Raw genomic sequence first — 18681 nt, forward strand, 5'->3', positions numbered from 1 at the left:
AAAATGCACAACCTATATAAATTTACGCGCCGCGATCAAAAACTCGATATTCCCCTCGGGTCCTTTAATCGGGCTTTCTGTTAGGCCCAATACGGCCCAGTCGGTTTCTTCATTTAACCAGGTTTCGATGCGGTCACAAACTTCCTGATGCAACTCAGGTTCGCGCACAACCCCACCTTTTCCGACACGTCCCTTTCCAACCTCGAACTGAGGTTTAATCAGGGCGATCATTAAGGCACCCGGTCCGGCCAGCGCCATCGCAGCTGGCAAAACAGTTTCCAAACCGATGAAACTGGCATCACAAACGATCATATCCAAAGCTTCGGGAATTTGCTCGGCCGTCAAGTGGCGCGCATTTGTTCGCTCCATGACCACAACCCGTTCATCCTTGCGTATTTTCCAAGCAAGTTGTCCGTGACCAACATCAACCGCATAAACCTTCTCGGCGCCATTGGTCAGCAGTACATCCGTAAAACCACCTGTTGACGCGCCAACGTCCATACAAACTTTGCCAGTTGGATCAATATCAAATTCCTTGAGGCCCTTTTCCAGTTTAAGCCCCCCCCTGCTAACCCAAGGGTGATCTTCGCCCTTAACAGTAAGGGGGGCATCCTCTGCCAAGGGTTGCCCGGGTTTATCGATCCGTTTGGTATCCGTGTAAACTTGCCCTGCCATGATCCGTGCCTGAGCCTTGGTCTTGCTTTCGACCAAACCTCTATCCACCAGTAATTGATCAGCTCTTTTTTTCCCGACTTTAGCCACGTTCGATGCTCTTGTAATTCATTAATCCCAGACGCTCTCGCCATGCAAAGCGTATTACAAAAACAACCGAGACAAAAGCAAGACCAGCCGCCAAACCTAACCAAATACCTGTGCCACCACCGCCAAGCACGAAGCCGCAATAATACGAAATAGGCAAACCAAGCACCCAATATCCCACGATAGCCCAGATCATCGGAACTTTGGTATCACTCAATCCACGCAACACCCCGGCAGCAACGACCTGACATCCATCAACCAGTTGAAAAAGTGCCGCAACAGCCAGGTACGAGATCGCAAGTCCAAGAGATACTTGGTTCTCTGGCACATCAAGATCCAGGTAAAACCCGATAAAAAACGTTGGTATCAACCAAAAAGCCAAACAGGTCGTGATCATGAAACCTGTCCCCATGATAATAGAAACCCATCCCGCTTTTTTAATACCTTCAGGATCATTTTTACCCAACGCCAACCCAACACGGATTGTCGCCGCCTGGCTAATTCCCAGAGGCACCATAAATGCGATAGAAGCACATTGCAGAGCAATCGCATGAGCAGCCAACTCGTTTGTCCCAAGCCAACCCATCAAAATTGTTGCGGCAGCAAACAATCCTGTTTCAGCTGTCAGAGTGCATCCAATTGGTAATCCAATACGAAATATCTCTTTAAAGCGTGCCCAATCGGGTTTCCACAAACGCACAAGGATAGCATAGCGCTTATACCGTTTATGGGTCATAATATAGCCGAGTGTTAGCAAAAACATCACCGAGTTTACGAAGGTTGTGCTAATCCCGGCCCCGGCAAGTTCAAGCCTTGGAAAGCCCCAATGACCAAACATCAGTGCATAGTTACAAATGGCGTTTACGAAAATACCGATAATTGTAATGTTCAAAATGATCGTTGTCTTGCCATGAGCAGACAGCAAGCACCGCAAAACAAGAAACAGAAATGCCGGTAAGAAGCTCCAGACAGCAAAACGAATATATCCCTCTGCCAAAGCAGCATTTTGCTCGGTCTGCCCAAGAAAAAGGAAGAGTGCTTCTGCATTCCATATCACTGTAATAAGAACAGCTGTAACAACAACGGAAACCCAAAAACCCTGTCGTGTTGTACGGCGAACCGATTTAAAATCGCTCCCCCCGATTGCCTGTGCCATCATGGGCGCAACAGCGCTTATGATACCAATCCCAAAGAGTAAGAAAGGACTCATAAAACTGGTTGCCAAAGTCCCAGCCGCCAGAAACTTGGGACCAAGCCACCCCATCATGATGACATCAGTTGTGTAGAGAGCCATCTGCGCCACCTGCGCGACCACAAGCGGCCAGGCAAGACGGAAACTTGCTTTGACTTCACCTGTCCACCCGATAGAAGGCGGCAATGGCTGGCCAGAAGCCCCAGGGGCTCTGCCTGCTATAAGTCCGGTTGACATTATACGGATCCCAAAATTGAAATTTGCCAACGCACGCAGCCGATTATACGGTTGTTCGTCGCCCCTATAGGTATGGCAAACTTGACTCGAAGAAGAATACCCTAGCTTCTTGCAGCTAAGTTGTATAGAGCTTTTGTAAAGTTACTTAAAGTCGAGATGTTTTAGAAACAAACTCCCGAGATTAAAGTGCCTAGGCAATTGACGAAGAAGACTTTGCGACTTCCTGTCCCAATGCGCTCATCGCTTTCCTAAAGATTCCATCCACATCCAGACCAGCCTGTTCCAATTGTTTTGCCGGACTATCATGATCAATAAAGATATCCGGCATACAGACAGGGCGGAACTTTAACCCGTTATCAAACAGGCCTTCGTTCGCCAACAGATTGGACACCAGTGAAGAGAAGCCACCGATTGATCCCTCTTCAACCGTCAGGAAAACGTCATGATTAGCCGCCAAATTTTTGACAAGGTCAACATCTAATGGCTTGGCAAATCGTGCATCAGCAACAGTTGCACTATATCCATGTGCAGCCAATTTGTCCGCAGCTTCCAGACAATCAGCAAGACGCGTCCCCAACGCAAGAATAGCAACATGCTTTCCTTCGCGAAGCACACGGCCTTTACCAATTTCCAGAACAGTTCCTCTTTCTGGCAGATCGACTTTTCCAGTGGCTTCGCCGCGCGGGAATCTGATGGCACTCGGCTTGTCATCAATAGTGGCAGAAGTTGCCACCATGTTCATTAATTCAAGCTCGTCAGAAGGCGCCATAATAACCATATCCGGAATACAGCCAAGATAAGCAAGGTCATAACTGCCCTGATGCGTCACGCCGTCTGCGCCAACCATACCAGCACGATCAATAATGAAACGCACGGGCAGACTTTGGATGGCAACATCGTGAATCACCTGATCATAGGCGCGTTGCAAAAAGGTTGAGTAGATCGTCGCATAGGGCTTATAGCCATCACAAGCCATCCCTGCACAAAAAGTTACCCCGTGTTGTTCGGCAATACCGACATCAAAAGTACGGTCCGGAAATTCTTCCTGAAACAGGTTCAACCCTGTACCGGATGGCATCGCAGCCGTCATGGCAACAACTTTGTCATCATGCTTGGCTTCGGCAATCAGCGCCTTGGCAAAAACATTCTGGTACAAAGGTGCCTTTGGCGGTGTTTTCTCTTGCTTACCGCTCACCACATCAAATTTAGAAACACCATGATACTTATCAGCAGCCTTTTCAGCTGGCTCATAGCCCTTACCCTTTTGTGTAACGGCGTGGATAAGAACCGGCCCATCAAACCCACAATCACGAACATTTTTCAGAACAGGTAAAAGATGAGAGAAATCGTGTCCATCAACAGGGCCTATATAGAAAAAGCCCAACTCTTCAAACAGCGTTCCGCCCGTAAAAAATCCACGTGCATATTCTTCGGCACGTTTGGCCGCAGTCTCAAGACGTGGGGGGAACTTGCTAATAATTTCTTTAGCAAGATGGCGCATGGATTGATAAGGTTTGGCAGAAATCAACCGCGACAGATATGCACTAAGGGCACCAACGGGCGGTGCAATAGACATGTCGTTATCATTCAAAATCACAACCAAACGTGAATTCATGGCCCCGGCATTATTCATGGCCTCATAGGCCATACCAGCTGTCATGGACCCATCACCGATAACCGAAATGACGTTATTGGTTTTGCCGGCCAAGTCACGTGCAACTGCATACCCAAGTCCCGCAGAAATAGACGTAGAGCTATGCGCTGCGCCAAAGGGATCATAGATAGATTCTTTACGCGTCGTAAAACCGGATAGCCCGCCACCCTGCCTGATGGTACGCATTTCATCCCGACGTTCAGTCAAGATTTTATGTGGATAGCATTGGTGCCCGACATCCCAAATCAGCTTGTCATCGGGTGTATTAAAAACATGATGAATAGCAACGGTGAGCTCAACAACCCCCAGTCCGGCGCCCAGATGACCACCAGTTCGAGAGACAGCATTGATCATGTCCAAACGCACTTCTTCAGCCAACTGAGGCAGTTGACTTTCATCCAGTTTTCTCAGATCAGCTGGATTGTGAATTGTGTCTAACAACGGGGTCTGACGATTGTGCCCGAACTGGCTCACCCTTATCTCCATCACATCTTTTCCCAAGATCCGTTATCCACAGATTTGAGATTATTTATGTCCCTCAACAGCTAATCCTAAAGTATAATTCCTTTTGGGTTAACAATTCCATAGGAACTAACTCGTCCATAGGAACCTGCTGGGACCTAATCTTGTACCTTAAGACCTACGTTCGACTATAAATGTGGCCGTATCGCGAAGTAACTGCGCCTTTCCTGCGAAAATATCAAGTCTAGATTTTGCAGAATCAATTAATACATTCGCCTTTTCGCGCGCATTTTCCAGCCCCAACTGCCCAACAAAGGTGGCTTTGCCGGCACCACTATCAACCCCTGTAGGTTTTCCTGTTTCTTCTGGCGTTGCTTCGTGATCAAGTAAATCATCGACAATCTGAAAGGCCAGTCCAATATCTTCAGCATACAGGCTCAGCGCCTGATACTCTTCTGGTTTGGCATTTCCTAAAATAGCACCAGCCTCACAGGCATAACGAATAAGCGCCCCGGTTTTGAGGGCTTGCAATCTTGTTATACCCGCTAAATTCAGATCTGCGCGGGATGGAGACAGATCAATCATCTGGCCACCGACCATACCTTTGGCCCCCGAAGCCACAGCCAGACCGGATATCAACTTCAAACGAACAGCCATATCGGGATGTGTCGCAGGATCGGCCATCACGGCAAAAGCCTCGGTCAGCAATCCATCACCAGCCAAAATCGCGGTCGCATCATCCCATTTTTTATGGACCGTCATCTGTCCACGACGCAAATCACTATCGTCCATTGCCGGAAGATCATCGTGCACCAAACTATAACAGTGCACCATTTCTAACGCAGCCGCGACCTGTAAGGCATAATCTTTTTCAACATTAAAAAGACTGGCGGTTTCCATGACCAAAAATGGGCGCAACCGCTTCCCTCCACCCAAAGCACTATATCGCATGGCTTCGACGACTTCGCCTTCTGGGGTTCGCACTGTCGGCAAAAGCTTATCGAGCTTTTCTTCCACAGCACGCGCGCAATTCGTCAAGGCCCCGAAAATATCAGATGAAATATCGGTCATGAAAATACTTAATCTATTACAAATTTAGATGTAGCAAAAAAACCAAAACACACTAAGACCAAAACACACTAAGAAACGTCAAACGGCTCAGTACGTGGTTGCCCATCTGGCCCCATGGCAATCTTTTCAATTTTCTCCTGCGCTTCACGCAGCTTTGCTTCACAATGTGCCTTTAGCTTTGCACCGCGATCATAAGCATCGATCGCCTCATCCAGCTTACCTTCGCCTTGTTCAAGGCGCTCAACAATTGTTTTCAACTCTGCAAGAGCAACCTCAAAACTCATGGTATTGATATCGGTCAAGCTATCTGCGGGTTGCGTATTTTCCATAGAGAAACCTCAAATTACAAATTCTTCTGCACTCTACGTCTTAAGGCAGCTGTAAACAAGGATAAGTCTCGCCTCTTTGAGCTTAATTTTCGGTGGTAATTTTCTTAAATAATTCCAGTAATAACACTCGGCAAAAAATCCAAACTAATCTGTTGCATTCATCAACGCCCGAACATGCAGAGCAACCGATCTCGACAAGGCCCCCGTATCATACCCCCCCTCAAGAATCGAAACGAGACGCCCTTGGCAAAGTTCCAGGGACAGTTCGACAATGCGTTTGCTCACCCATCCAAAATCTTCATCTTCCAAATTCAAGGAAGCCAGAGGGTCTTCGCGATGCGCATCAAAACCTGCAGACACAATAATAAGCTCGGGCTTAAAGTCCCGGACACCCGGGAAAATATTGTCTTCTATCACCTTGCGAAATTCGTAAGAGCCAGCCCCACTGGGCAAGGGGCAATTCAATATGTTTCCCGCAACACCAACCTCGCCCTCGCTCCCTGTGCCGGGGAATAGAGGCGATCCATGTGTTGATCCATAAAACATATCGGGATCATTCCAAAAAACGTCTTGCGTACCATTCCCATGATGAACATCGAAATCAATGACAGCTATTTTTTGCAGGCCGTGTTCATTTCTGGCCTGATAAGCACCAATAGCCGGATTGCAAAACAAGCAAAACCCCATAGCACGATCACGCTCGGCATGATGTCCCGGCGGCCTGCTCAAACAGAAAGCATTGTTTACTTCACCATTCAAGACAGCATCAACCGCATCACAAATACCACCCGCGGCCCGCAATGCCGCCTCGCCTGAATCTTTGCAGATAACAGTATCACCATCAATGGCAACATACCCTGTATCCGGTATCGCCCGAAAAACACGGTCAACATGATCACCTGTATGCGCCCACAATAACTTCGCAGTATCGATGACAGTTGCTTCGCGTCTATCCAGCGCATCAAAATCTGTTTCAGACAGAATGCTAAGAATTTTTTCAATTCTGCGCGGTGATTCAGGATGATGAATCCCTGTATCATGCAGAAGACTGACCGGATGATAAAAAAGCGCCGTTGCCATCAAAATCTCCTTATAAAACGGCGAAACGTCTGAAAAGCGTTACAGGCTTCACCTCACAATTTTCTTAATAGATATAACATTATTTCAAACAGAACGACGGAAAAAACAGAATTGTGCGTTTAACAGAACAAAGGGCTATCAACCCTTTACCTGGCTACCAAAATGTAATTTTATGATTTTGTATTATAAGGTGCTCTTTACAGATCCAGTAACAATCCACTAAAGTACAAAAAGAGAACAGCGCCGTATTTAGTGCATGTTCAGCTACTTTCCTATAACATCGCCAGTGGTGTTGAGCTAATTTTCAGCAACCATTGAGTTAAATCGTTTCAAATATCGATCAGACACATTTGTCTGGTTTCATGTCGGGAGGCCGGTTTGCGCCATCTGTTTGTCACTTCTTATCTTCTGATAGCTGCAAGCTTGACGATTGTCCCTCTATCAGCATCAGCACAGCAACCCTCACTGGTTGGTGTTGATAAAGTACGCATAGAGTCCATGAGCCAGACAGTTCCCGTTATTGGACGTCTGGTTGCTCAACAAACGGGTAATGTATCAGCACGCATAGCTGGCCCGGTCGATGAATTGATGGTTGAAGTCGGTGACAAGGTTGTCAAAGACCAAGTCATCGCCAAGTTGAATGCTGCCACCCTCAAGGCAGATCGAGACCTTGCCGCCAGTGAAGTTGCAGCCGCGACAAGCAAACTAGGCACCTTTCAAGCCCGTCTAAAACTGGCCGGACAGGAATTAAAACGTCTGGAAAAACTGAAAAAATCAGCCGCTTTCAACAAATCTCGCTACGAAGATGCCATCCAAAACAGCTCGATAGCCAAGGCTGAAGTATCCCAGGCCCGTGCGGATATAGGTACAGCACAAGCGCGCCTTAAACGGGCAGAGATCAATCTTGCCTATACAGAGATCAAGGCCCCCTATGACGGGATCATCATGTCGAAAGAAACAGAAACGGGTGCGTATGTGGCAACTGGCGATGCCGTTGTAACGTTACTTTCACGCGAAAGCCTTGAAATCGAAGTGGATGTCCCTGCTCGCCGCCTTGCCGGGATAAAGCCTGGCATGGAATTTACACTCAGCCTGACAGACGATACGCCGTTACTTGCAACAATCAGGGCTATTTTGCCGCGCGAGAACCCTTTGACTCGCACGCGCCCTGTCAGATTAACAGCAAAGCTTCCCAATCAGGATACTTTGGCAAATAACCAGAGTATCACTCTTCTGGTTCCAGCTGGCCCCAAAAGAGAGGTCGCAACTGTTCATAAAGATGCAATTATCCAAAGCCCGAATGGAGCAATGGTTTTTCTGAATGTTGATGGTAATGCCCAACCACGCCCTGTTCAATTGGGCCAACAGGTTGGTGAGCGTATCGAAGTTATCTACGGCCTAAAGGCAGAAGATGAAGTTGTCATTCGTGGGAACGAAAGACTGTTCCCGGGTGTTCCTCTTCAGATTAATGGCGCGGAACCCCCTGTTGAACAAGACAAAATAGAAGAAAACACAGCAGATCAAGCCCCAAAAGAAGATCTGGATAAAAGCGAGGGAGCCTCGTAATGAATCTGATCAAAATTTCTATCGAACGGCCTATCGCGATCATATCCGCGGTGATTATGGTTGTTCTATTTGGGGCCGTAGCCTTACAGCTTATCCCGATCCAATTGACACCGGATGTGAACCGTCCGGTGATCACCATCAGAACCAGCTGGGCAGGTGCAGCCCCGGCAGAGGTCGAACGCCAAATCATCACAGAGCAGGAAGAAAAGCTTAAGGGCTTGGAGAACCTGCACAGTATGACCAGTAATTCATCCTATGGATCTGGGCGTATTACACTGGAATTCAACGTCGGCACAGACATGGGCAAAGCCCTGCTGCTCACAGCAAATCGACTGGACCGTGTCAGCGGCTATCCTGACGAAGCGGATGAACCGACCCTTGATACTGCTGGTGCTGAAGATAGCCCGATTGCCTGGTTTATATTAACCAGAAAAGACGGAAATACAGCGCCGATCCACACCTATGGTGATTTTGTTGAGGACGTTGTCAAAGACAGGATTGAACGTGTCCAAGGTGTTAGTGGTGTCAATATTTATGGCGGCAGTGAACGCGAGATTGAAATTGTTGTTCTTCCCGAACTTCTTGCTCGATATGGCTTAACTGCAAGCTCGGTCGTCAGCACACTACGAAGCGCAAGCGCATCCATATCCGCTGGGGATGTTGAAGAAGGGAAAAGGCGTTACATTGTCCGAACTGAAGGCGAATTAAACACGCTTGAATCTGTCAGACAAGTTGTCTTGCGAAGTACGCAAGACGCCTTTACCGGTGGCGTATCCCGGGTGACAGTCGGCGATATTGCCCGCGTCAATTTCAGCTACAAAGATCCAAGCGCAAAAATTCGTATGCTTGGGAATGCTGCAATGGCGTTCAATGCCACGCGAGAAACCGGGGCCAACGTTATCGCAACAATGGATGGCATATATCAAGCAGTTGAAGACCTGAATGCCCGGGCAATCCCAGAAGCAGGACTACAGCTCGAACAAGTTTATGACGAAACGGTCTACATCAATTCAGCGATAGATCTTGTACGTCAGAATATCTGGTTTGGTGGGGTACTGGCCGCGATTATTCTTCTGACCTTTTTAAGATCGGTCCGGGCAACAGTCATCATTTCCATGGCTATTCCAGTTTCTGTTGTCGGGTCCTTTGTTGCTATGGCGGCTCTTGGTCGGTCAATCAACGTTATTTCACTCGCAGGGCTCGCCTTTGCTGTCGGCATGGTCGTCGATGCAGCCATCGTTGTTCTGGAAAATATTTTCCGCCTAAAAGAAGAAGGAAAATCACCCGCTGTTGCAGCTTACGAAGGCGCACAACAGGTTTGGGGTGCGATCCTTGTATCTGCTCTGACAACCGTGATGGTCTTTATTCCCATCATGATTATGGAACTGGAAGTTGGACAGCTATTCAGGGATATTGCCGTTGCCATATCCGTGTCAGTTACCTTGTCACTTGTGGTCTCCATTACAGTTATTCCAGCCCTGTCCAGACGCTTTTTGCGTGATCACGACACGGATGGTAGCGATACTGTAAAACGTATCCCTCTTCCCGGAATTGATCAGTTTGGTTCTGGCTTTGTGAAGTTCGTCATGAGCTTCCAGTCAATCGTTGTCCAGAAGAAGATTGTTGCCATCGCTTTGGTTGGCGCAATAACTGCCATTGCCTCCCTGGGAACATGGAAATTCCTGCCCAAGCTTGAATACCTTCCAGAAGGGAACAGGAATCTTGTATTCGGCATAATCATACCGCCCCCCGGTTATAACCTGGATACGATGACATCAATTGCCGTCGAAGTTGAAAACTCCATACGTAATCTGTGGGCAAGCGAGACAGGCCCAGAATCGGAACCCGGTCAGCCCCCCAAAATGGAACGCTTCTTTTTTGTTGCAACGCGTTCAAATACCTTCCTTGGTGCCGTTGCCATCGATGGTCAGCGGGTTGCTGAGCTTATCCCCGTACTTCAAGAACCTGTTTTTAAAGAGCCAGGTACATTCGGTTTCATCAACCAACCCTCTCTCTTTGGGCGCGGGATCGGCGGAGGACGCAAGATAGATCTCGATATATCCGGATCTGATCTCAACGAAATTCTCGCCATTGCAGGACAAGCAACCGGCAAGATGCTATCTGTTTTTCCTGCAAGTGAGGGAAACCAGTTTCGCCCAAGGCCGGGGCTCGAACTCGGTGCGCCGGAAGTACGTGTGTTGCCTGACAGAATAAGACTGGCAGACAGTGGACTATCTGTTAATGAACTAGGCACTTCGATTGATGTCTTTAACGATGGCTTGAGAGTGGAAGAAGTCACCGTCGGTAACAAGCGCCTTGATTTGACCCTCAAGGGGCCGGATAAAGGCGTCACCCAGACACAGGGTATTTCCAGCCTTCCCGTTGTTACATCTGATGGCACTATTGTTCCCGCATCCAGCCTTGCAGAGATTATTCTAACTGCGGGCCCGACAGAAATTCGCCACCGCGAACGCATGCGAACAATTACCTTGGAACTGCGCCCTTCTGCAGGTGTCCCCCTTGAAGCAGCTCTGGAAACCTTGCAGGCAGAAGTCATTGGGCCAATGGAAGAAGCCGGATTGCCAAGTGATGTAAAAATGAGCCTAAGTGGGACAGCTGATAATCTGGCGCAAACCTGGGATGCCATGGTGATCAATCTTTTGCTTGCGATTGTCATTGTTTATCTGGTTATGGCTGTTCTCTTTGAAAGCTTCCTCTATCCCCTGATTATCCTACTGGCGGTTCCATTGGCGACGGCCGGTGGTGTCGCGGGCTTGGTCTTTCTCAACACCTTTGTATTCCAGCCTCTGGATATGTTGACACTCCTCGGCTTCGTCATTCTTGTCGGGATTGTGGTGAACAATGCTATTTTGGTCGTCCATCAAACCCTTCATCATTTGAGGGTCGAAAATCTACCCGCTCAACAGGCTATTTTGGAAGCCACCAGAAACCGTATTCGTCCGATCTTCATGTCAACATTGACATCGGTTGTTGGCATGCTGCCCCTGGTCTTGGTTCCCGGCGCAGGTTCTGAGCTTTACCGTGGTTTGGGGTCTGTTGTGGTCGGAGGCCTATCGTTATCCGCGGTATTAACCCTACTAATCATTCCACCAATGCTATCCTTAATGGAACGTACTCTTGAGAAAGATCGGCGCCATAACCAGGAACTAAAAGCACGACCTGGTTTGGCAGAAGCCGCTGAATAGTGTGATTGTGGTTTGCAAAAAAGAAGCCTTTGGTCCCCAAAGGCTTCTTTTCTTTCTGTCCCCCTCTTGTCCCCCCCCCAAAGAACACCCAATAAGTCTTAATCAGCAACGAGCCTAAGATCATGACCTCAGGTCTTTACACGCCGATAAATACACTTAAACCAATCGGGCAAGACATATGGATTGCGGATGGGCCTTCTGTATCTTTTTACGGTATTCCCTTTCCCACCCGCATGACCGTAGTTCGTTTGGATAAGGGGAAACTCTGGGTGCATTCTCCGATTGCTATCAACAAAGAGTTATTGGATGAGATTAATCTTCTCGGCGATGTAAAACACCTCATCGCCCCCAACAACATTCACTATCTCTCCGTTGGCAAATGGCAAGAAATGTATCCAGATGCTCAAGTATGGGCGGCACCAAATGTTGCCGACCGGGCAAAAAAATACAATGTCGCTTTTCCCACATCTCAGGAATTGGGAAATACGCCCCCCAAGGCCTGGTATCAGGAAATTGATCAGGTCTATGTGCAAGGAAACAAGATACTACACGAAATCGATTTCTTTCATAAAAAGACGAAAACGTTAGTACTCACCGACCTTATTGAGAATTTTGAGGCACAAAAATTGCCTTGGTATTTCGCATTTTTATGCAAGTTGGCTGGCAATCTCTCCCCGGATGGGAAAGCCCCGATCGACATGCGTTTGGCTTTTTCAGGCGGGCGAAGCCAAGCCCGAGAAGCTATTGCGCACATGATATCTTGGAAGCCGGAAAAAATCATCCTCGCCCATGGTAAATGGTATGACAAAAACGGGACAGCGGAACTAAAGCGCGCCTTTCGCTGGTTACTCTCGTAATTCGCAACATTTTCGGCTTAGGTCATTTTTTTAATCTTCATGACAAGAATGTCATCCGCCTGTTCTTCGAATGATATCAACTCGTGCCCCGTCGTCTCGCAAAAATTTTTAAAATCCAATTCTGCGCTTGGATCTGTTGCGTGTATTTCCAGAATTTCACCAATGGCCAACGGTTTCATCGCCTTACGCGCACGTAACACCGGGATAGGACATTTTAACCCTGTTGCATCAAGAAAGTTCTCAGACATCTTCTTTCCCCACAAACTTTGCACCATAGAGCGCAGTTACAAGCCACCCCAAAATATATAGACTTCCGCCCACAGGTATAAAGGGACCACCAAGAGAAATATCAGCAAGTGCTTTGATATAAAGCCCCCCGCTGAAAAGTAAGAGTCCCAAAGAAAAACATGAACAGGCCGCCACAAGAATTTTTGTACGTTTTTGCCCTAGTTCCCCCAACCCAACGATCACAAGCAATGCAACAACGTGGACCAGACCATAAAAGCTACCCGTTTCGGCCCACCCCATACGGGCTTCATTACCATTCAAGCCATGCGCACTATAGGCACTAACGGCAACACAAATTCCGCCCCAAATAGCCGCATAGGCGATAAAAAACCTTAAGAGGTTACGCCCCATATTCATCAACCTCGTCTATTATTTCCTGATCTTGTTTTGGCTGAATTAACGGGATCATTGCAGCAAAGATAAAGAACATAACAAACCAACGATTTTGCCAGATACCATAACCAAGCAAAGCAATAATAAAGGTAGAAACAAGCATGGCCTGGATTTCAATTCTCTCAGACAATTGTCGAGATTTAAGATATCCAAATACGGACCAAATAATCACTGAGATCAGGATTGCGCCTATAAGGCCGAGTTCCAACCAGACCTGCAAAGCAAAGTTATGAGGATGCAAAGAAATAATTCGCCCACCCAAGGCACGCTCATTCCCCTTTGCATTAACATGAACATAGTTTTCCACCCCATTATTTGGGTAGTCCCGCGCAGAATCAAATCCCCAACCTTTAATCGGATTTGTCAGTATCTCCCCACTTACAAAATCCCAGATAAAGAAGCGATGTTTTGCTGAAAAGGGAATGGATTGCGAGGATTCCGCATCATAAAGTGGCTCCACATATCGCGTTGCAAAAGGCATCGAAAGAACAGATATGATCATAAGTATCGGAAGCACTTTAAAACCAGCTTTTGGAAACATAAAAAAGGCGAAATACCATATCCCGGCAAGTACAACAGCCAAAAGTGAGCTCTCACTGGGGGCGAAATAAAGCAGCGCTAAGGGCACAATCGGAAATAATAACTTCCATACCAGAGACAGTTTCTGTGAATAGATTACAAAAACAATCCACAATGATATGCCAAGGAACGATGCCCCCCTGTTAAAGCGAGAGAGATTCATGGCCGCATCAAGTTCTTTGCCCTTTATCGTCTTGGTAATCGGCGCATTTAAAAGGGATTCAACAAGTAAAAGAATGCTTGCAAGAATTACCCCGATCAACAATGCCTTTGCAATGCGACGCCTTGTTTCTTGATCCTGAACCTCTATCGCCTTTAACAACAACAAACCTGTTAAAGTCAGTCCTATTAGACGTAAATCCAGCTTTAAGGCTTCTACCGGATTGATCGTCCAAAAGCATGTAATGGAAATCCAGGCAAAAAGCAGGCCGAACAAAATCACCTGTTTTCTCGAAAACGAAGGGAATGCTTTGTTTTCTATATAGCCAAAAACTGTCGTTAAAACCCCAACAAGAACAACCAACGGGACCAAAGCGTTTGAGCTAAAAACACTAACAATTGGGGCCGCGAAAAAAAACAGTCGCAAAAGATGACTATTCATGCATTCAACATTTCTATTAACAGGCTGAAAAAACGAGCGTTATCTATAGACAGCTTTTTACCGACTGTACAGCCATCAAGCTTTTCTAATATCTGCGTTGATAGCTGAAATATGGCGCAATCTGTCGCATCCACGAAAACCAAACCATACTATAATGTGTTTAAATACACTTTTGATTATCGAGCTATCCCATGCCTGACTTTACACCACACTTCTTAACCTCTCCCCATTCGCTTGCGCAGGCAATGCAGCTTCTGCCAACAGAAGGGGTTGCAGCCTTTCCTTTGGTTGATCAGGCAGGGTGTCAAAAAATGTTGGCTGCGGTGAATGAGCTTCCCTTCAGGGCCTGCACCCCTGTTGTCGGCCCCAAAGGCAAAGAGGTTGAGCAAGATTTTCAAATCGCCATGAACTTTGATCAACCAACTATTCTTGATGATTACCAAAAGGCTTTGGAAAAACAAATCAACCAGGCTTTTTCCCTGATGCAACCATCGCCCTATCCCCAACCCTTTTCTTTTAATGACAAGGCAGCACTTATCTATAAAGAAGGATCCAAAGGCATCACACCACACCGAGATCTTCTGTGTTTTGAAGCAGTCATTGCCATTCTCACATTATCCGGCGAGGCAGGGTTTTATATTTGTGATGACCGCGAGAAACTTAATGCCCGCCGTTATGCAGCTGAACCTGGCGTAATGATACTAATGCGCGGGCGTAATTTTGCTGGCATTGAAGAACGTCCTTACCATTATGTTAAAGGTGTATCCAAAGAGCGTGTTGGATATGGTCTTAGATACAATGTCAAAGAACCTGCTGAAAAAGCCAGATAGAAGTCCGGTATTCCGCTTCATCTTTCGGTACTATACTTTTTAATCATAGCAGTTATCCCGCCTCAGCCCTTTGCGTCTTGGGCTTTCTTCTGCTACCAATCGGCTCGATTTGCTCTGGTATTCTTATAAATACGCAAAGAGCCTCAGGAATAGATGAATGAAAACCGATCTCTTTGATTTTGAATTGCCCCGCGACGTCATTGCCCAACGCCCTGAAAACCCGCGCGATATGGCAAAGCTTCTGTCTGTTGGCAACAACCTGACAGACCACAGAATGATTGACCTGCCAGATCTTATTCAAGCTGGCGATCTGCTGGTGTTTAATGACACCAAAGTCATTCCTGCCCGATTGAAAGGCAAACGTGGGGAAGCTGGTGTCGAGGTTACCCTTCACAAGCAGGAACCACCTTCGGCCGAAGGTGGTGCGAGATGGTGGACATTCGCCAAGCCGGCAAAGAAACTCAAACCAGACGACATAATCCGTTTTGCAAATGGCTTCACAGCAAAGGTAGAAAACAAGTTGGATGGCGGCGAAGTTCTTTTGAACTTTGATCTTACACCGGAAAAGCTGTATCCCCATCTGGAAGAACACGGCAAAATGCCTTTGCCACCCTATATCCAACGCGAAGTCGGATCGGACAAGCAGGATGCAGAAGATTATCAAACACGCTTTGCCAAGCACCGTGGAGCTGTAGCAGCCCCAACCGCCAGTTTGCATTATACGGACAGATTAATGTCTGCACTGGATGCCAAGGGTATAGAACACATTACCCTTACCCTGCACGTTGGCGCAGGTACTTTTTTGCCAGTCAAAGTTGACGATCTTCGTGATCACAAGATGCACAGTGAAATCGGTTTCCTTGACCAGGAAACGGCAGACCGTATCAACCAAGTACGGAAAAACGGCGGACGTATCATTGCCGTGGGAACGACGGCTCTAAGACTATTGGAAAGTGCCGCCGCACAAGATGGAACGCTTCATCCCTTTGATGGCGAGACTGACATTTTCATCACCCCGGGCTATAAGTTTAAAATTGTCGATCTGTTGCTCACCAATTTCCATTTACCCAGATCAACCCTGTTCATGTTGGTGTCCGCCTTTGCGGGGCTTGACCGGATGCGCAACGCCTATAAACACGCCATAGATAATGGCTATCGTTTTTATTCCTACGGAGACTGCAGTCTGTTACAGCGTGAGGATCATCTATGAGTAATACCCCAAAATTTGGATATACCCTGCAAGCAAAAGACGGTCTTGCGCGTCGCGGTGAAGTTACCACGGCCCACGGCACCTTCCAGACGCCAGCCTTTATGACTGTCGGCACCGCTGGAACAGTCAAGGGATTGACTCCGGATCAGTTGCGAACCACAGGTGCAGAAGTTGTCTTGGGCAACACCTATCACCTGATGTTGCGCCCAACGGCTGAATTGGTTGACCGTCATGGGGGACTGCACAAGTTCATGAACTGGCCACATCCGATCCTGACCGATTCAGGTGGCTATCAGGTGATGTCTCTTTCCGGTCTTCGGAAAATCACCGAAGAAGGCGTGAAGTTCCAATCCCATATTGACGGCAGTAAACACAACCTGACACCAGAGCGCTCCATGGAAATTCAGCATCTGCTGGATTCAAACATCACCATGGTACTGGATGAGTGCACACCTTACCCCGCCACGCACGAAGAAGCCGCCCATTCCATGCGCCGTTCCATGCGTTGGGCAGAGCGTTGCCGGAAAGCTTTCAAAGACAGAGACGGATACGGCCTTTTCGGCATTGTGCAGGGGTCAACCTATGAAGATCTGCGCAAGGAATCAGCCGAAGCTCTGATAGACATAGGTTTCGAAGGCTATGCCGTTGGCGGACTTGCTGTTGGTGAAGGCCAGAAAGTCATGTTCGAAGTTCTTGATCATACAATGCCCCACCTGCCAGAAGACAAACCACGCTATCTGATGGGGGTTGGAAAGCCATCAGATCTGGTTGGCGCCGTTGCCCGCGGGATAGATATGTTTGATTGTGTCCTGCCAACCCGTTCTGGCCGGAATGCACAGGCCTTTACTCGTCGTGGAGCTTTGAACATGCGCAATAAGAGGCATCAGGATGATCATCGGCCGGTTGATGATCAGTGTAAATGTGCCTGCTGTACACAATTCAGCCGCGCCTACCTGCGCCATCTGTTCGTGGCAAAAGAAATGCTTGGCCCCATTCTGTTGACCATTCACAATCTTGCCTATTACCAAGAGCTTATGGCCGGCATGAGGGACGCGATTGCCACTGGTACCTTCGAAGCTTTCCAAGAAGAGTTCTACAGACTGCAAGATGGTGGTGATATCCCCGCATTGGATTAAAATAGCAACAGACATGTGCTATAAATAATTGAATCAGTGTAAGATGTAGAGGGAGAGAAAGAGGAAGATGAGCAAAAAATCAAAACAAAGCTCAGCTTCCCTGCTCGACCCTGCGTCGGCTATTCGGGAAAAGGCTCTTGAATTAAAGTTCAACACTGTTGGTTTTTCGCCAGCAAAAATAAATGAGAAAAACCAAAAAAATCTGCGTACATTCCTTGATCTGGGATACCACGGCGATATGGCGTGGATGGAAAACCGGATAGAATGGCGCGAAGACCCAACGGCGATGTGGGAAGACGCAAAAAGCATTATTGTTCTGGGCGTCAATTATGGCCCGGCAGAACCTGCGCTCGCCAATCTCGACTTTGATGATCGCGGCAATATTTCGGTCTATGCCAGAAACAAAGATTACCACGACTTTATCAAAAAACGACTAAAAGCCCTCGCCAGATGGATGGTTGAAAACTTGGGATGTCAGGTCAAAGTTTTTGTTGATACCGCCCCTGTACTAGAGAAAGTTGCAGCTGCACAATCCGGTATTGGCTGGCAAGGTAAAAACACTCATTTGGTTTCCAGAGAATATGGATCATGGCTTTTCCTAGGTGAAATTTATACCGATCTCGACCTCAAAACAGACCGGCACGAGGAAGATCACTGTGGTAGTTGTAACAAGTGTTTATCAATTTGCCCGACAGATGCCTTTCCGTCCCCCTATGTACTAGATGCAAAGCGCTGTATTTCGTACTTAACAATTGAATATCACGGCCATATAGCCGAAGAGTTCCGCGCCCCAATGGGCAATCGTATCTATGGCTGTGATGACTGTATCGCGATTTGCCCCTGGAACAAGTTTGCAGAAGTAACCACTGAAGAACACGTTTTCCCACGGATTGAATTAACAGCACCCCGCCTTGCAGACCTTGCCGAACTTGACGATGCAACATTCCGTCAGGTTTTCTCTGGCTCCCCCGTAAAACGTATCGGTCGGGATCGATTTATAAGAAATGTTCTAATCGGAATAGGAAACTGCGGTGATAAATCCATCGTCAAGCGCATTACACCACTTTTGAAAGACTCATCCCCCTATGTACGGGCCATGGCCGTCTGGGCGATGAAACGCCTGCTCGACAAACAGGAATTCGAAGATTTGAAACTTGAATATAAAGATGACGAACCTGATGCCGATGTATTGGTTGAGTGGCTATAACACAGCCCCTTTTAAAAGCCTTAA

At 47.5% G+C, this 18681-nt stretch carries 16 protein-coding genes; 7 read left to right on the forward strand and 9 right to left on the reverse strand.

The genetic code is table 11. The features are described from left to right. Positions 1 to 12: 12 nt before the first annotated feature. From WH95_RS03730 to WH95_RS03755, 6 genes are all read right to left on the reverse strand, one after another. On the reverse strand, positions 13 to 762 hold the full coding sequence (locus tag WH95_RS03730; RefSeq protein WP_046502997.1) for a TlyA family RNA methyltransferase: 750 nt from the start codon (positions 760 to 762) through the stop codon (positions 13 to 15). Further along, entirely contained in the window at positions 755 to 2188 is a 1434-nt protein-coding gene (locus WH95_RS03735) for an MATE family efflux transporter (RefSeq protein WP_046503000.1), read from the reverse strand. The genes WH95_RS03730 and WH95_RS03735 overlap by 8 nt, the downstream gene beginning before the upstream one ends. Before the next feature lie 190 nt (positions 2189 to 2378). Beyond that, positions 2379 to 4316 carry a 1-deoxy-D-xylulose-5-phosphate synthase gene (gene dxs / locus WH95_RS03740; RefSeq protein WP_204247698.1) on the reverse strand — a complete coding sequence of 646 codons (1938 nt, stop codon included), beginning with the start codon at positions 4314 to 4316 and terminating at the stop codon, positions 2379 to 2381. Between the two features lie 159 nt (positions 4317 to 4475). Continuing rightward, positions 4476 to 5375: a polyprenyl synthetase family protein gene (locus tag WH95_RS03745; RefSeq protein WP_046503007.1), complete on the reverse strand. Its 900-nt coding sequence runs from the start codon at positions 5373 to 5375 to the stop codon at positions 4476 to 4478. 68 nt (positions 5376 to 5443) lie between these two features. After that, positions 5444 to 5704 (reverse strand): exodeoxyribonuclease VII small subunit, encoded by a 261-nt coding sequence (locus WH95_RS03750; protein ID WP_046503009.1) that lies wholly within the window; start codon positions 5702 to 5704, stop codon positions 5444 to 5446. 144 nt (positions 5705 to 5848) lie between these two features. Continuing rightward, positions 5849 to 6784 (reverse strand): histone deacetylase family protein, encoded by a 936-nt coding sequence (locus tag WH95_RS03755; RefSeq protein WP_046503013.1) that lies wholly within the window; start codon positions 6782 to 6784, stop codon positions 5849 to 5851. A gap of 378 nt (positions 6785 to 7162) precedes the next feature. Between WH95_RS03755 and WH95_RS03760 the strand changes: the two genes are divergently transcribed. The 3 genes from WH95_RS03760 to WH95_RS03770 all read left to right on the forward strand — a co-directional run bounded on the left by WH95_RS03760 (position 7163) and on the right by WH95_RS03770 (position 12413). Then, positions 7163 to 8350 carry an efflux RND transporter periplasmic adaptor subunit gene (locus WH95_RS03760; RefSeq protein WP_046503015.1) on the forward strand — a complete coding sequence of 396 codons (1188 nt, stop codon included), beginning with the start codon at positions 7163 to 7165 and terminating at the stop codon, positions 8348 to 8350. Beyond that, complete coding sequence (locus tag WH95_RS03765) at positions 8350 to 11556, forward strand: efflux RND transporter permease subunit (protein WP_046503018.1); 3207 nt, start codon at positions 8350 to 8352, stop codon at positions 11554 to 11556. The genes WH95_RS03760 and WH95_RS03765 overlap by 1 nt, the downstream gene beginning before the upstream one ends. A 122-nt stretch (positions 11557 to 11678) precedes the next feature. Continuing rightward, entirely contained in the window at positions 11679 to 12413 is a 735-nt protein-coding gene (locus WH95_RS03770; protein WP_046503021.1) for a DUF4336 domain-containing protein, read from the forward strand. 17 nt (positions 12414 to 12430) lie between these two features. Here the strand turns inward: WH95_RS03770 and WH95_RS03775 are convergent, their stop codons facing one another. From WH95_RS03775 to WH95_RS03785, 3 genes are read right to left on the reverse strand one after another with little or no spacing between them, the layout of a single operon-like run. Next, positions 12431 to 12661, reverse strand: coding sequence for a sulfurtransferase TusA family protein (locus tag WH95_RS03775; protein ID WP_046503025.1), 231 nt, complete (start codon positions 12659 to 12661; stop codon positions 12431 to 12433). Next, on the reverse strand, positions 12654 to 13052 hold the full coding sequence (locus WH95_RS03780; RefSeq protein WP_046503401.1) for a DUF423 domain-containing protein: 399 nt from the start codon (positions 13050 to 13052) through the stop codon (positions 12654 to 12656). Before WH95_RS03780 ends, WH95_RS03775 begins: the two co-directional genes overlap by 8 nt. Beyond that, positions 13042 to 14274, reverse strand: coding sequence for an O-antigen ligase family protein (locus WH95_RS03785; protein WP_046503027.1), 1233 nt, complete (start codon positions 14272 to 14274; stop codon positions 13042 to 13044). Before WH95_RS03785 ends, WH95_RS03780 begins: the two co-directional genes overlap by 11 nt. Before the next feature lie 191 nt (positions 14275 to 14465). Here WH95_RS03785 and WH95_RS03790 point away from each other — a divergent pair, with 191 nt between their 5' ends. The 4 genes from WH95_RS03790 to queG all read left to right on the forward strand — a co-directional run bounded on the left by WH95_RS03790 (position 14466) and on the right by queG (position 18657). Continuing rightward, a complete protein-coding gene (locus WH95_RS03790; protein ID WP_157845880.1) occupies positions 14466 to 15104 on the forward strand; it encodes a hypothetical protein in 639 nt (212 codons plus the stop codon). A 157-nt stretch (positions 15105 to 15261) separates the two neighbouring features. Then, positions 15262 to 16314, forward strand: a complete 1053-nt coding sequence (gene queA, locus WH95_RS03795) for a tRNA preQ1(34) S-adenosylmethionine ribosyltransferase-isomerase QueA (protein WP_046503032.1) — start codon at positions 15262 to 15264, stop codon at positions 16312 to 16314. Beyond that, positions 16311 to 17450: a tRNA guanosine(34) transglycosylase Tgt gene (tgt, locus tag WH95_RS03800; RefSeq protein WP_046503035.1), complete on the forward strand. Its 1140-nt coding sequence runs from the start codon at positions 16311 to 16313 to the stop codon at positions 17448 to 17450. The genes queA and tgt overlap by 4 nt, the downstream gene beginning before the upstream one ends. Positions 17451 to 17517: 67 nt before the next feature. Further along, positions 17518 to 18657, forward strand: a complete 1140-nt coding sequence (gene queG, locus WH95_RS03805; RefSeq protein WP_046503036.1) for a tRNA epoxyqueuosine(34) reductase QueG — start codon at positions 17518 to 17520, stop codon at positions 18655 to 18657. Positions 18658 to 18681 lie beyond the last annotated feature (24 nt).

The organism is Kiloniella litopenaei (assembly GCF_000982415.1).
GTDB lineage: Bacteria > Pseudomonadota > Alphaproteobacteria > Kiloniellales > Kiloniellaceae > Kiloniella > Kiloniella litopenaei.

Excerpts from the sequence above, each read along its gene's own strand:
- WH95_RS03780 (WP_046503401.1), bottom strand. The coding sequence starts at position 13,052 with ATGGGGCGTAACCTCTTAAGGTTTTTTATCGCCTATGCGGCTATTTGG.
- WH95_RS03745 (WP_046503007.1), bottom strand. The coding sequence starts at position 5,375 with ATGACCGATATTTCATCTGATATTTTCGGGGCCTTGACGAATTGCGCG.
- WH95_RS03775 (WP_046503025.1), bottom strand. The coding sequence starts at position 12,661 with ATGTCTGAGAACTTTCTTGATGCAACAGGGTTAAAATGTCCTATCCCG.
- WH95_RS03765 (WP_046503018.1), top strand. The coding sequence starts at position 8,350 with ATGAATCTGATCAAAATTTCTATCGAACGGCCTATCGCGATCATATCC.
- tgt (WP_046503035.1), top strand. The coding sequence starts at position 16,311 with ATGAGTAATACCCCAAAATTTGGATATACCCTGCAAGCAAAAGACGGT.
- WH95_RS03755 (WP_046503013.1), bottom strand. The coding sequence starts at position 6,784 with ATGGCAACGGCGCTTTTTTATCATCCGGTCAGTCTTCTGCATGATACA.
- queA (WP_046503032.1), top strand. The coding sequence starts at position 15,262 with ATGAAAACCGATCTCTTTGATTTTGAATTGCCCCGCGACGTCATTGCC.
- queG (WP_046503036.1), top strand. The coding sequence starts at position 17,518 with ATGAGCAAAAAATCAAAACAAAGCTCAGCTTCCCTGCTCGACCCTGCG.
- WH95_RS03735 (WP_046503000.1), bottom strand. The coding sequence starts at position 2,188 with ATGTCAACCGGACTTATAGCAGGCAGAGCCCCTGGGGCTTCTGGCCAG.
- WH95_RS03770 (WP_046503021.1), top strand. The coding sequence starts at position 11,679 with ATGACCTCAGGTCTTTACACGCCGATAAATACACTTAAACCAATCGGG.
- WH95_RS03785 (WP_046503027.1), bottom strand. The coding sequence starts at position 14,274 with ATGAATAGTCATCTTTTGCGACTGTTTTTTTTCGCGGCCCCAATTGTT.
- WH95_RS03750 (WP_046503009.1), bottom strand. The coding sequence starts at position 5,704 with ATGGAAAATACGCAACCCGCAGATAGCTTGACCGATATCAATACCATG.
- WH95_RS03790 (WP_157845880.1), top strand. The coding sequence starts at position 14,466 with ATGCCTGACTTTACACCACACTTCTTAACCTCTCCCCATTCGCTTGCG.